The organism is Micromonospora sp. 15K316 (assembly GCF_004348525.1).
In the GTDB taxonomy this organism is placed as follows: Bacteria; Actinomycetota; Actinomycetes; order Mycobacteriales; family Micromonosporaceae; genus Micromonospora.
In genome coordinates this window covers 1-12,056 of sequence record NZ_SMKG01000009.1, presented here as the reverse complement: position 1 = coordinate 12,056, position 12,056 = coordinate 1, and the positions used below count along the sequence as shown (strand labels likewise).

Sequence of the window (12,056 nt, the reverse complement as noted above, 5' to 3'; positions counted from 1 at the left end):
CCTTGCGGATTCTCGGTTGTTTCGGTCAGCCCCACCGCCCCGACCCCGGGTACGTGCGTCACGTGCGGGACGAGCCGGTGGGCGCGGCGCGGTCGAACCGGGCACTATCTGGAGCGTGCTGCTCCTCGTCCCCGCCGATCCGCTGCGGCCGCGCCGTCCCGATGAGCACTTCGCCCCGGAGGCGCGGGCGGCCCGGGACGCCGGCCTGACCGTCGCCGTGGTCGACCACGACGCGCTGCTCCGAGGTGCGGAACCGGAGCGCGCCGTGCCGCCCCTGCCGGCCGGCGAGACCGCCGTCTACCGGGGTTGGATGCTCCCCGGCGATAGGTACGCGGCGCTCGCGCGGGTGCTCGCCGACCGGGGCGTCACCCCGCTCACGAGCGCCGCGCAGTATCGGCGGGCCCACGAGTTGCCCGGCTGGTATCCGGCGCTGGCGCCGGTGACGCCACGTTCGGTGTGGACGACCGGCACGGACCGGACGGACTTCGACCGCGCGCGACGGGAGCTCGGCACGGGCCCCGCAGTCGTACGGGACCACGTCAAGTCGATGAAGCACCACTGGGACGAGGCGACCTTCATCCCGGACGTCTCGGACGCCGACGGCGCGTGGCGAGTCGCCTCCCGACTGCGGGAACTGCGGGACGACGACTTCGTGGGCGGGTTCGTACTGCGCGAGTTCGAGTCGTTCACCTCGGCGGAGGCGCGAACCTGGTGGGTGCGGGGCAGCTGCGTCCTGGTCGGACCCCACCCCGACACCCCGAACGCACACCCGCCGGAGGAGTTCGACCCGCAGTGGTTGGCGCCGTTGGTGACCGGGATGGGGCTGCCCTTCGTGACCGTGGACCTCGCGTTGCGCGACGACGGCGCGTGGCGCGTGGTGGAACTCGGCGACGGCCAGGTCAGCGACCGGCCGTCCGGCCTCCCGCCGGATGAGATCATCACGGCGTTGACCCGGGGGACCGGGAGCGGGGCGCGGGGACGGTGACGGTCCGGCCGGGGCGTGTCTCGGCCGACAGGTGCGGTGGCCAGTGCGAACGGCGCCGGCGGCACCCGCCATGATGAGGCGGTGAGAATCCTGTCCATCCAGTCCTCGGTCGCGTACGGCCACGTCGGCAACTCGGCGGCTGTCTTCCCCCTGCAACGGCTCGGGCACGAGGTGTGGCCGGTGCTGACGGTGCACTTCTCCAACCACACCGGGTACGGCGCGTGGCGGGGGCCGCTGCTGGCACCGGGCGACGTGGCCGAGGTGATCGCGGGCATCGAGGACCGGGGCGTGCTCGGCGGTGCCGACGCGGTGCTGTCGGGCTACCAGGGTGACCCGGCGATGGGCGCCGTGATCCTCGACGCGGTGGAGAAGGTCAAGACCGCCAACCCGGACGCGGTGTACTGCTGCGATCCGGTGATGGGCGACGTCGGCCGCGGCATGTTCGTCCGGCCCGGCATCCCCGAGTACCTGCGCGACGTCGTCGTCCCGCGCGCGGACATCATCACCCCGAACCACTTCGAGCTGGATTTCCTCGCCGGCCGCACGACGAGCTCGCTGACGGAGTTGCTGGACGCCGTCGACGCGGTACGCGCGACAGGCCCGCGGCACGTCCTGGTCACCAGCGTGCTGCACGGTGACGTGCCGGAGGGGTCACTGGAGGTGGTGGCGGTCTCGGACGAGGGCGCCTGGGTCGTGACCACGCCGCTGCTGCCGATCAACCCGAACGGCGGTGGCGACATCACCGCCGCCCTGTACCTCGCGCACCTGTGGACGACGCGCTCGCCGGCGACCGCGCTGGAGCGCACCATCGGCTCCGTCTTCGCCGTTCTCGACGCGACGCTCACGGCGGGGACCCGCGAGCTCCAGCTGATCGCGGCCCAGGACGCGATCGCCGAGCCGCCCGCGAAGTTCGCCGCCCGGCGGCTGCGCTGACCCGGCGCCCCACCGCTGCCGCCGGTCCACCCGCCGACGGCCGTGCCACCTGGGCCGTCTGCGGCGACACCTCCGGCTGACGCCACCCGGAGGATCAGCCCGCCACCGCCGGATGCGCCTCGACCGCTCGGCCCATCCGGGCGACGGCCTCGGTGAGGATCGCGGGGGAGGTGGCGAAGTTCAGTCGTACGAAGCCCGCACCGCCGGTGCCGAAGACGTGCCCGGAGCTGAGCGCGACCCGCGCGCGATCCAGGAACATCTTCGCGGGGCCGGCGAGGTCGCTGGCGACGCCGGGCTCATCCGTGGGCCGGGGCGTGGCGACACCCAGCCGGGTGCAGTCCAGCCAGGCCAGGTAGGTGCCCTCGGGGCGGTGGTAGGTGACCGTGGGCAGGTGCTTCGCCAGCAGCGTCGCCAGGAGCGCGCGGTTCTCGTCGAGGCCGTGGAGGAGGAGGTCGAGCCACTGCCCACCGGCCTGGAACGCGGCGGTGTGCGCGATGACCCCCAGGTGGCTGGGGCCGTGGCTGACCTCTTCCGGCATCCGGTCGAGGTCGGCGGCGGCCCGCGGCCCGGCGATCGCGAGCGCGGCCTTGAGGCCGGCGAGGTTCCACGCCTTCGAGGCGGAGGTCAGGGCGAACGCGTTCTCGGCGCCGGCCACCGTGAGGTACGGCGTGAAGTGCGCCCCGGGCAGCACGAGCGGAGCGTGGATCTCGTCGGAGACGACGCGCACGCCGTGCCGGTCGGCCAGTTCGGCGACCGCCTCGAGTTCGTCGCGGCGGTGCACCACCCCGGTCGGGTTGTGCGGATTACAGAGCAGGAACGCCGGCCGGGGGCCGTGGGCGCGGGCCCGGCGGAACGCCTCGTCGAGAGCCGCGGGATCCATCCGCAGGTCCGGACCGAGCGGCGCCTCGACGACCGCTCGGTCGGCGTGGCCGACGAAGGCGTAGAAGGGCGGGTACACGGGGGAGCAGACCACCACGGCGTCCCCGGGATCGGTCACGAGGCGGAGCAGCTCGACGATGCCCATCATCACGTCGGGTACGACCGCGCTGCGGCCGACGGGGAAGTCGGGCCAGCCCCAGCGCTGGGCGGCGAACCCGCCGAGCGCCTCCGCGTACGCCGTCCCGTGCGGGTAGCCTGTGTCGCCGAGGTCGATCGCGCGGCGCAGCGCGTCGGCCACCGGGGGTGCGAGGGGTGCGTCCTGCTCGGCGACCCAGAGCGGCAGTACGTCGGGTGGGTGCATCCGCCACTTCACGCTGGTGCGCTGGCGGAGCTCGGCGAGCGTGAGCGAGGTCAGCGGATTCCGGGCGGATCCCTCGGCGTCAGGGGCAGGGCTAGCCATGCGTCCACCCTAGGGCCGTCGGCATCGGTGTCCGGTCGGGAAATCGGGGCTACGGGTGTGCCTCGACCGGCTCGGCGACGATCAACCCGGCCGGCGCGGCCAGCGGCACGTGCGCGACGAGCCGCCACCCGGTCGCGTCGAGCCACTGTGCCGCCTCGTCGGCCTCGTAGGTGTCGCCACCGCTGATCATGAGGAACTCACCCCCGCCGAGGCGGGTCGCCGGGTGCGGCGCCGAGGCGTCGCGCCACCAGTCGACAAGCAGCAGCCGGCCGTCCGGCGCCACCGCGTCGCGCAGGCGGGTGAGCAGTTCGGTGTTGCGCTCCGGCGAGAACAGGTGCAGGAAGTTGGCCACGATGATCGCGTCGTGCCCGCCCGGCAGCGGGTCGACGAACACGTCCGCACCGACCAGGTCGAGCCGGTCGGCGAAGGCGTCACTGGCGACCGTCGCGCGGGCGACCTCCACCACGTCGGGCAGGTCGAGCAGGGTCGCCGTGAGCTGGGGATGCGCGCTCAGGATGGGTTTGACGAAGGTGCCGATGCCGCCGCCGACGTCGAGCACCCGCCGGTGCGGGCCGAAGTCGTACGCCTTGGCGAGGTCGGCGGCCGTCTCCGCGGTCACCAGGGCCACCGAGGCCTCGTACGCCCGGGTCTGTGCCTCGTCGAGGTCGGGCCGGACGCCCTGCCGGGTGCGGAACGCGGTGGACGCCTGGGTCCAGGCCGAGTAGCTGACCAGGTCCCAGTAGGTCAGCATGGGACGCATGTCGAGCGGACCGCGTTCGGCGAGGAACGCCTCGGTGTCGGCGGCGTTGCGGTAACGCTCACCGTCGTGTTCGAGCAGACCGGTGGGGACCAGCAGGTCGGCGAGCGCGCGGGCGCTGCGCACCGGGATCCGACAGCGTTCGGCGATGGCCGGCGCGGTCGCGCCCTCGGCGGGGATGGCGGCGAAGAGGCCGACCTCGGCGGCGACGAAGAGTGCCTTGGCGGTCATGAAACCGGCCGCCACGCCGGTGATCCGCGCGGGGCTCAGCGGCGGCGCCGGGTCCGCGCCGCTCGGGGCGTCCGAGCCGGACCCGTCGGACGGCGGTACGAACACGCGCTGGAGCTGCTGGTCGGCCACGAGTCCCCCGAAGATCGTTATGCATCTATGCTCGCCGGCTCATGCTACGGCTCCGGCCCGGAACGGGCCACCCCGCTCCGGGCCGACGTCCGGCCGAGGGGTGGGGTCGCTCCGTACGGCGACCCGCCCCTCGGCCGGTCGGACTACTTGGCCAGGAAGGCCAGCAGCGCCTCGTTCACCTCGGCGGCGTGGGTCCAGAGCAGGCCGTGCGGGGCGCCCTCGATCTCGACGTAGTCGGCCTGCGGCAGCCGCTTGTGGAACTCCCGGCCGGTCGCGTCGATCGGCAGGATGTTGTCGGCGGTGCCGTGCAGGATCAGCGTCGGCACGTCGATCTTGTCGATGTCGGCCCGGAAGTCGGTGAGCCAGGTCGGCACGGCCGCGCTGGAGGCGAACCAGGAGGATCCGGCCGCGACGTTCCAGCTGTTGCGCAGCGCCTCCTCGGAGAGTCGGCTGCCCAGGTTCTCGTCGGTGTTGTAGAAGCTGCGGTAGAAGTCGCTGAAGTAGGCGTACCGGTCGGCGGTGACGGCGGCGAGGATGCCGTCGAAGACCTCCTGCGGCACGCCGGTGGGGTTGTCCTCGGTCTTGAGCAGGAACGGCTCCAGCGACGCGAGGAAGGCGGCCTTGGCGATGCGGGCGGAGCCGTACCGGCTCAGGTAGCGGCCCACCTCGCCGGTGCCCATGCTGAAGCCGACCAGCACGACGTTGGTCAGGTCGAGCGTCTCCAGCACCGTGTTGAGGTCGGCGGCGAAGGTGTCGTAGTCGTACCCGACGGTGGGCTGGCTCGACTGGCCGAAGCCGCGCCGGTCGTAGGTGATGACCCGGTAGCCGGCGGCGAGCAGGGCGGCGCTCTGCTTCTCCCAGGAGTGCCCGTCGAGGGGGTAGCCGTGGATGAGCACGACCGGCTGCCCCTGGCCGTGGTCCTCGTAGTAGAGGTCGATGCTGGTGCTGTTCTCGGTCCCGACGTTGATGTACGGCATGACGGTCTCCCCTGTCAGATCGGAGAACGTTCGTTCTCCCGTTCTGTGGAGTAGCCTAGAGAACGGGCGTTCTCCGGCGGTAGTCCCTGGACGGGTCTTCGGCCGTGAGGGTCGTCACCGAGATCCGCGAAGCGGGAGGGAATATGCCGGTACAGGTTGATGAGGAGATCCGGGAGCGGGTGCTGGACGTCGCCGACCGGCTCTACTACAGCCGGGGCGTCCAGTCGGTGGGGATGGACGCGCTCCGGGCCGAGGCGGGCATCTCCCTCAAGCGCCTCTACCAGCTCTTCCCCTCGAAGGAGAGCCTCGTCGAGGAGGTCCTGCAGCGTCGTCGCCGGCTCTGGAACGGGCTCGTCGAGACGGCCGTGGCGACCGGCCCGACGCCGCGCGCCCGGCTGCTCGCCGTCTACGACATGCTCGCCCGCTGGTTCGACGAGGAGGACTTCCGCGGCTGCGTCTTCATCAACACCTTCGGCGAGCTCGGTGCCGTCGCCCCGCAGCTCGCCGACCTCGTCCGCGAGCACAAGGCCCAGTTCCAGGCCCGCCTCGGCGAGCTCGTCGCCGAGGCCGGCGGCCCCGCGTCGCTCGCCTCCCAACTCGCGATCCTCGCCGAGGGAGCGCAGACCACGGCGGCGATCGCCGGTACGAGCGACGCCGCGGTGCACGCCCGCGCCGCGGCCGCGACGCTCGTCGACTCCGCGCTCGCCGCGACCACGGCGAGCTGACGGCCCGCCGGCGCCCGACCTGCGCGTACGACGGGGTCTGCCCGTGTGACAAAGATCCGACCCTCGATCGAGTCGGGTGTCCGGGCAGGTCAGCCCGGTAGCGTTCGCGCCGTACCCCCGGTGCCGGCGCGCCCGGGACCAGACCCTCGCCGGAGAGAAGCCATGTCATCCACCGCCCCCATCCAGGTCGCGTACGGCCATGTCGAGCCGAGCCTTGTCAACTGGGATGAACTGGACGCCTTCGGCATGCTGCACCACAGCCGGTACGCCACGTTGCTGGAGCGGGCGCTCTCCGCGTACTGGACGGGGCGAGGGTTCGACCTGAACTCGTACGAGCGGTTCCCGGACTCGTTCCACGTCGTTCGGGAGCTGCTCGTCACCTACCACCAGCCGATCACGGGCAGCGGCTCCCGGCTGGTGCACTTCTGGTTCGACAGCGTCGGCCGCACCAGCGCCGAGTACGGCTTCCGGATCCTCTCCCCGGACGGCGCGACAGTGAACGCCGAGGGCCGGCGGGTCGTCGTCCGCCTCGACCCGGCGACCCTGCGGCCGACGCCGTGGACCGACCTGGTCCGCCCAGAGATGGAGAAGCTGCTCGCCCCCGCGTCCGCCGAGTCCTGATCACGTCGCGCGAACCTGATCCGCGACCGCCAGCCGGCCACGAACCGCCGGAGCGCGCTGAGCCGCATGGTCGGCCGCCGCGTCACTGGGCACCAGGCTCCTGAGGGTCGAAGGACTGCTGACCGAGGACCTGAAGGAAGTCGAAGCTGTCCGCGGTGCCGGAGCCCGGCTGAGGTCGGAAGATCACCAGGCGTTGACCGCTGGTGCTGCTCAGTACGAAGTCGCACTGCACGTCGAGACGTCCGGCGTGAGAGTGATTGAGGATCTTGCGGGTGCTCTGAAGAGGGGCGACCCGCATCTCGTCCCAGTAACTGGCGAACTCCCCGCTGGCGGCACTGAGGTCGGCGATCAGCTGTCCGACGGTTCGGTCCCGGCCACGCCGGGCAGCGGCGGCACGCAGATCGGCCACGTATCCGCGGCCGATCTCTTCGTGTTCTTCCGGCACGTTCAGCGCCCGCGACCCGTCGTCGGTGAACCAGCGCCAGGCCACGTTCGCACTTCGTCCGTCACCACCGGCCCACGAGCCCACGAGCGCACGACTGAGCGTGTTCTGGGCGAGGACGGTGGTGAGGTCGTCCATGACGTGCGCAGGCACGGTGGTCAGGGAATCGAGCAGGAACATCATCGACGGTTCGACGTAGCCGCTGATCCCGTTGCTCGCCGGCGGCTGGAATCCGGCGAGACGGTACAGGTAGTCGCGTTCGTCGACGGAGAGCCGTAGCGCGCGGGCGAGGTTCGCGAGAAGAGCCTCTGAGGGGTTGGCGCGACGGGATTGTTCGAGCCGTGAGTAGTAGTCCACGGACATGTTGGCGAGAAGCGCGACTTCCACTCGGCGTAGTCCCGGGGTGCGCCGGCGGCTGCCGGCGGGGAATCCGACGTCGGCCGGCCGCAACGCCAGCCGGCGGGTTCGCAGGAAGTCGCCGAGTTCGGACCCTGACACATGATTCCTTTCGTGGCTCGTGGCTCGTGGCTCGTGGCTCGTGGCTCGTGGCGCCGCCACCAGCCGCCCAGGTGCTGCCGGCGGCGCCGCGACGTCCTGCTGATGTTGTCGCTACTGCTCGATCGTGGCCATCGTTGCGGGGATGTACCGTTCCCCGACCGCGGCGCCGACGGGGGCGGCGGCGCTGAGCTCTTCGGCCACGTCGTCGCTCAGCTCGATCTGAGCGGCGGCGACGTTCTGTTCAAGGTAGGCCCGGCGCTTGGTGCCCGGGAGCGCCGTGATGTGGTCACCCTGCTTGAGGACCCAGGCGAGCGCGAGCTGCCCGGCCGTGACACCCCGCTGCTCGGCGATGGCGCTGATGCGGTCCACCAGGCGCAGGTTCTGCTGCAGGTTCTCCCCGGCGAAGCGCGGCCAGGTCTGACGCCAGTCGTTCTTCGGCAGGTCGTCGAGGGTGCGGACACTGCCGGTGAGGAAGCCCCGACCCAGCGGTGCATAGGCCACGAACCCGATACCCAGCTCACGTGCCGTGTCGAGTACGCCGTTGGTCTCGACGTTGCGGGTGAACAGCGAGTACTCGGTCTGCACGGCGGACAGCGGGGCGGTGGCGTGCGCGGCGCGGATGGTCTCCGGCGAGGCCTCGCTGATGCCCAGGTAGCGCACCTTGCCCTCGGCGACGAGTTGGCCGAGGACGCCGAAGGTCTCCTCGATCGGCACGTTCGGGTCGACCCGGTGCTGGTAGTACAGGTCGATGTGGTCGGTGCCGAGCCGGCGCAGCGACCCTTCGAGCGACCTGCGTACGTAGTCCGGACGCCCGTTCGGGCCTCCGACGATCTTGCCGTCGTCGTCGATCGTCATGCCGCCGAACTTGGTGGCGATGATCGCCTGGTCCCGGCGGTCCCGCAGGGCCCGACCGAGCAGTTCCTCGCCGGTGAAGGGACCGTAAAGGTCGGCGGTGTCGAACAACGTCACGCCGAGTTCGAGGGCACGGTGCACCGTGGCCACCGACTCCGCGTCGTCGGGCGTGCCGTACATCGCGGTCATGCCCATGGTGCCGAGTCCTTCGACGGAAGCGGTCAGGCCGCGACTGCCGATCACGTGTTTCCGAACAGTCATTGCGATTTCCTGTCTTTCTGTTCTCGAATTGTGGTGTCGCAGTACCGGATTCGGCTGCCACAGGACAGCGTGCAACACGTCGCCGTTACTACCGTCGTCCCACCTATCCTCGCCCTGGCAGGACCACGAAGCGTGCCCGGAATCCGGGTAGCGTCCCTAGTGCTTGGCCGAAGGCTACGTCCAACCCATGACCAGGGCCGGTCGTCTGCTCGAAATTTCCCGGCGGTTTTTCATTCCACCGGGCCATCAATGCATTGAGAAGAGGGACCCCCGATGTCCTCTACTGTTCTGATCACCGGCGCCGCGACCGGCATCGGAAACCTGACCGCTCGCGCCCTCGCCACCGCCGGACACACGGTTTACGCCAGCCTGCGCGACATAGAGGGACGCAACTCCGCTCGCGTGAAGGACCTGCTCGAACTCAGTCTTCGTGCCGGCCTCGATCTGCGTGTGGTCGAACTCGACGTGCAGTCCGAGTCGTCCGCCGAAGCCGCCGTCGCGGCCATCCTCGACGAAACGGGCCGGCTCGACACCGTCGTGCACAACGCGGGGCATCTGTACATCGGCTACGTCGAGGCATTCACTCCCGGAGACGTTCAGCGACTGTTCGACATAAACGTCCTCGGCATCCAGCGTGTCAATCGCGCCGTGCTTCCGCACATGCGGAGTCGCCGCTCCGGGACGCTGCTCTACGTCGGCAGCACCACCTCCGTGGTGATGCCTCCTTTCATGGGGCCCTACGTCGCATCGAAGGTCGCCGCAGACGCTCTCGCCCAGGTCACCGCGTACGAGGTGAACCACCTCGGCATCGAAACCACCATCGTGGTTCCCGGCCCCTTCACCCAGGGCACCGACCATTTCCCCAACGCCAGCCACGCCGGGGACGAGAAGCGCAAACCGGCCTACTCGGCGCTGGACCCACTGGTGGCCGGTTACGAGCAGGCGACTTCGAATCTCTTCACCCCGGGTGTGGACGCCCATCCGCGAGCGGTGGCCGAGGAGATCACCCGAATCCTTGCCCTGCCCGCCGGCACCCGCCCCTTCCGTAGCGTCGTCGACTTCACCGACGCGGGGGTCGAGCGGGTCAACGAGATGCTGCGTCGTGCGCAGGAGGAATTCATCACCCGCTTGGGCCTCGGCGAACTGCTGCACGTCAGAACCCCCCAGGACGAACGGGCTCTGGACCTCTGATGCCTGCCCGCCGCCGACCTTGGTCACGCGCAGCATCAGACGCCCGGCTCCAGGTGCTCGTCGACCATCTCCAGCAGCGCCCGGGTGGCCGCGCTGGTCCGCCGGTCCTGGGCGGTCGCCACGTGCAGCGACCACTCCAGCGGCTGATCGGTCACCGGCAGGGCCGTGATCCCGGTACCGGTCGGCACCATCCGGGAGGGCAGGAAGGCCACCCCGAGGCCGTGACCGACGAAGTCCGCCGCCACGGCCACGTCGCTGACCTCCATCGCGATGGTCCGCTCCAACCGCGCCGCGGCGAACGCCTGGTCGGTCGCGCTGCGGGTGGCGTAGCCGACGGGGTAGTCGATGAACGCTTCGCCCGCCACGTCGGCCAGGGCGATGCTGCGCCGACTCGCCAGCGGGTGACCGGCGGGCACGGCCAGCACCTGGGGCAGGCGCAGCAGGCGTCGGGTACGCAGCCCGGGGAACGGGCGCGGGCCGACGCCGAGGAAGGCCACGTCGAGCGTGCCGTGCGCCAGCGACCTGGCCAGCCCGGCGGAGCCGTCCGACTCGGCCGTGCGGAGCCGGAGCCGGACCAGCGGATGCCGGGCGTGGAACCGGCCGAGCAGGCCCGCGAAATCGATCCCGCCGACCCCGCTCAGGCAACCGATCGCGATCGTGCCGCCCAGCTCCGCGCCGAACTGCCGGACCGCGTCCCGGGCCGCACGGGCGGCGTCCAGCGTCGTCCGGGCCTTCGGGAGCAGCGCCTCCCCGGCGGCGGTCAGCGTCACCCGCCGCGCGTCGCGGTCGAAGAGCACCGCGCCCAGTTCGCGTTCCAGCCCGGCGATCGCGGCCGACACGGCCGACTGGACCACGTGCAGCCGCGCGGCGGCTCGGGTGAAACTCTGCTCGGCCGCGACCGCGAGGAAGTACTCCAGCTGCCTCAGGTGCAGGCCACCGGGCTCCGCGGGGCGGGCCGCCCGCGGCCGCCGCCGGGCGTCGCGTCCGGTGCGGCGCGACGCCTCGGCGGCGCTGGTCGGCGCCGGCGGCCCGAACTCAGTGGGCAAGGCGGGGCCGGAGCAGGTCGGCCAGCCCGATCCGGGTGAGCAGCTCGGCGCGTACCCGGTCGGCCACCCCGTTGACGACCTCGGCCCCGTCGTCCGACGGGTCGACGTGGACGCGGAACGGACGCTTGCCGGCCGGCGTGTCCACCACCGTACGGATGGCCTCGGCGACCTGCGAGACGTCCGCGTCCGGCGGTTCGAGCTCGGCCAGCCGCTGGCCGACCTGCTCCGTCAGCGCGGGGTACAGCTCGTCGTAGGCGGCGACGACGGCCCGGTCGGCCGGGTGACCGCTGTTGACGAAGTGGTTGGTGCCCTTGGTGAAGGCCCCGGGGACGATGATCGAGGTCTCGATGCCGAACCGGGCGAGCTCGGCGGCGTAGCTGACCGCGAGCGCGTCCATGCCGGCCTTGGCGGCGAAGTACGGCGCCAGGTAGGGCGGGGTGCCGCCGCGGGTGCTGGAGCTGCCGACCCAGACCACGAGGCCGCTGCGCCGGGCCCGCAGGTGGGGGAGGGCGGCCCGGTTGAGCCGCTGGGTGCCGAGCACGTTCGTGTCGTAGACCGCGGCCATCTGCTCGGGGGTGAAGGCCTCGGCCGGACCGGTGACCATGTGGCCGGCGTTGTGGATCAGGACGTCCAGCCGGCCCTGCTCGGCCAGGACGGTGGCGACCGCGCCGTCCACCGAGGGCTGGTTCGACACGTCGAGCTCCACCGTGCGCAGGTCGACGCCGTGCTCGGCGGCGTACTCCGCGGCGGCGACGACCGCCGGGGCGTTCTTCCCGGCCTGGTCACGCAGGCCGGCGTAGACGGTGTGGCCGGCGCGGGCCAGGGCCCGGGCGGCGAGCGCGCCGAACCCGCTGGACGCGCCGCTGATGAGGATGATCTTGCTCATGTCGACACCTCGGATCTGCTGGGGGAGTGTGTTCGGGAGAGGGCGGGACCGGATCGGCCGGCGGTCAGATGGCGCCGCCGTTGGCGTACACCACCTGGCCGTTGATCCAGCGGCCCGGGCCGGCGAGGAACGCCACGATGGGCGCGACGTCCTCGGGCATGCCCATCCGGCCCAGCGGCGGCT

12 protein-coding genes and 1 pseudogene are annotated in these 12,056 nt (G+C 71.6%); 5 read left to right on the top strand and 8 right to left on the bottom strand.

The window, feature by feature from the left end; genetic code table 11:
• The first annotated feature begins 115 nt into the window (after positions 1 to 115).
• Both E1211_RS04170 and pdxY read left to right on the top strand, forming a co-directional pair.
• On the top strand, positions 116 to 985 hold the full coding sequence (locus tag E1211_RS04170) for an ATP-grasp domain-containing protein (RefSeq protein WP_132345547.1): 870 nt from the start codon (positions 116 to 118) through the stop codon (positions 983 to 985).
• Positions 986 to 1,066: 81 nt separating this feature from the next.
• On the top strand, positions 1,067 to 1,918 hold the full coding sequence (gene pdxY / locus E1211_RS04165; RefSeq protein WP_132345545.1) for a pyridoxal kinase PdxY: 852 nt from the start codon (positions 1,067 to 1,069) through the stop codon (positions 1,916 to 1,918).
• A 94-nt stretch (positions 1,919 to 2,012) separates the two neighbouring features.
• Here the strand turns inward: pdxY and E1211_RS04160 are convergent, their stop codons facing one another.
• From E1211_RS04160 to E1211_RS04150, 3 genes are all read right to left on the bottom strand, one after another.
• Positions 2,013 to 3,257 carry a MalY/PatB family protein gene (locus tag E1211_RS04160; RefSeq protein WP_132345543.1) on the bottom strand — a complete coding sequence of 415 codons (1,245 nt, stop codon included), beginning with the start codon at positions 3,255 to 3,257 and terminating at the stop codon, positions 2,013 to 2,015.
• A 49-nt stretch (positions 3,258 to 3,306) separates the two neighbouring features.
• The gene (locus tag E1211_RS04155) at positions 3,307 to 4,374 is read right to left on the bottom strand and encodes a methyltransferase (protein ID WP_132345541.1); all 1,068 of its coding nucleotides are present in this window, start codon (positions 4,372 to 4,374) and stop codon (positions 3,307 to 3,309) included.
• A gap of 143 nt (positions 4,375 to 4,517) precedes the next feature.
• Positions 4,518 to 5,351 carry an alpha/beta fold hydrolase gene (locus E1211_RS04150; protein WP_132345539.1) on the bottom strand — a complete coding sequence of 278 codons (834 nt, stop codon included), beginning with the start codon at positions 5,349 to 5,351 and terminating at the stop codon, positions 4,518 to 4,520.
• Positions 5,352 to 5,494: 143 nt separating this feature from the next.
• Between E1211_RS04150 and E1211_RS04145 the strand changes: the two genes are divergently transcribed.
• On the top strand, positions 5,495 to 6,076 hold the full coding sequence (locus E1211_RS04145) for a TetR/AcrR family transcriptional regulator (RefSeq protein ID WP_132345538.1): 582 nt from the start codon (positions 5,495 to 5,497) through the stop codon (positions 6,074 to 6,076).
• 162 nt (positions 6,077 to 6,238) lie between these two features.
• A complete protein-coding gene (locus tag E1211_RS04140; RefSeq protein WP_132345537.1) occupies positions 6,239 to 6,697 on the top strand; it encodes a thioesterase family protein in 459 nt (152 codons plus the stop codon).
• Positions 6,698 to 6,779: 82 nt separating this feature from the next.
• On the opposite strand, the gene E1211_RS04135 is transcribed toward E1211_RS04140, so the two are convergent.
• Together E1211_RS04135 and E1211_RS04130 are read right to left on the bottom strand one after the other, a co-directional pair.
• Positions 6,780 to 7,637, bottom strand: coding sequence for a helix-turn-helix transcriptional regulator (locus tag E1211_RS04135; RefSeq protein ID WP_132345536.1), 858 nt, complete (start codon positions 7,635 to 7,637; stop codon positions 6,780 to 6,782).
• 111 nt (positions 7,638 to 7,748) lie between these two features.
• Positions 7,749 to 8,750 carry an aldo/keto reductase gene (locus tag E1211_RS04130; RefSeq protein WP_132345535.1) on the bottom strand — a complete coding sequence of 334 codons (1,002 nt, stop codon included), beginning with the start codon at positions 8,748 to 8,750 and terminating at the stop codon, positions 7,749 to 7,751.
• Positions 8,751 to 9,023: 273 nt separating this feature from the next.
• On the opposite strand from E1211_RS04130, the gene E1211_RS04125 reads away from it, so the two are divergent.
• Positions 9,024 to 9,941: an SDR family NAD(P)-dependent oxidoreductase gene (locus E1211_RS04125; RefSeq protein WP_132345534.1), complete on the top strand. Its 918-nt coding sequence runs from the start codon at positions 9,024 to 9,026 to the stop codon at positions 9,939 to 9,941.
• A gap of 35 nt (positions 9,942 to 9,976) precedes the next feature.
• On the opposite strand, the gene E1211_RS04120 is transcribed toward E1211_RS04125, so the two are convergent.
• The 3 genes and pseudogenes from E1211_RS04120 to E1211_RS33210 form a co-directional block, all read right to left on the bottom strand.
• Positions 9,977 to 10,987: a LysR family transcriptional regulator gene (locus E1211_RS04120; protein WP_243709333.1), complete on the bottom strand. Its 1,011-nt coding sequence runs from the start codon at positions 10,985 to 10,987 to the stop codon at positions 9,977 to 9,979.
• Positions 10,977 to 11,873 carry an SDR family oxidoreductase gene (locus tag E1211_RS04115; RefSeq protein WP_132345533.1) on the bottom strand — a complete coding sequence of 299 codons (897 nt, stop codon included), beginning with the start codon at positions 11,871 to 11,873 and terminating at the stop codon, positions 10,977 to 10,979. The genes E1211_RS04120 and E1211_RS04115 overlap by 11 nt, the downstream gene beginning before the upstream one ends.
• Before the next feature lie 64 nt (positions 11,874 to 11,937).
• Positions 11,938 to 12,056: pseudogene (locus tag E1211_RS33210) on the bottom strand (3-ketoacyl-ACP reductase); the annotation flags it as partial.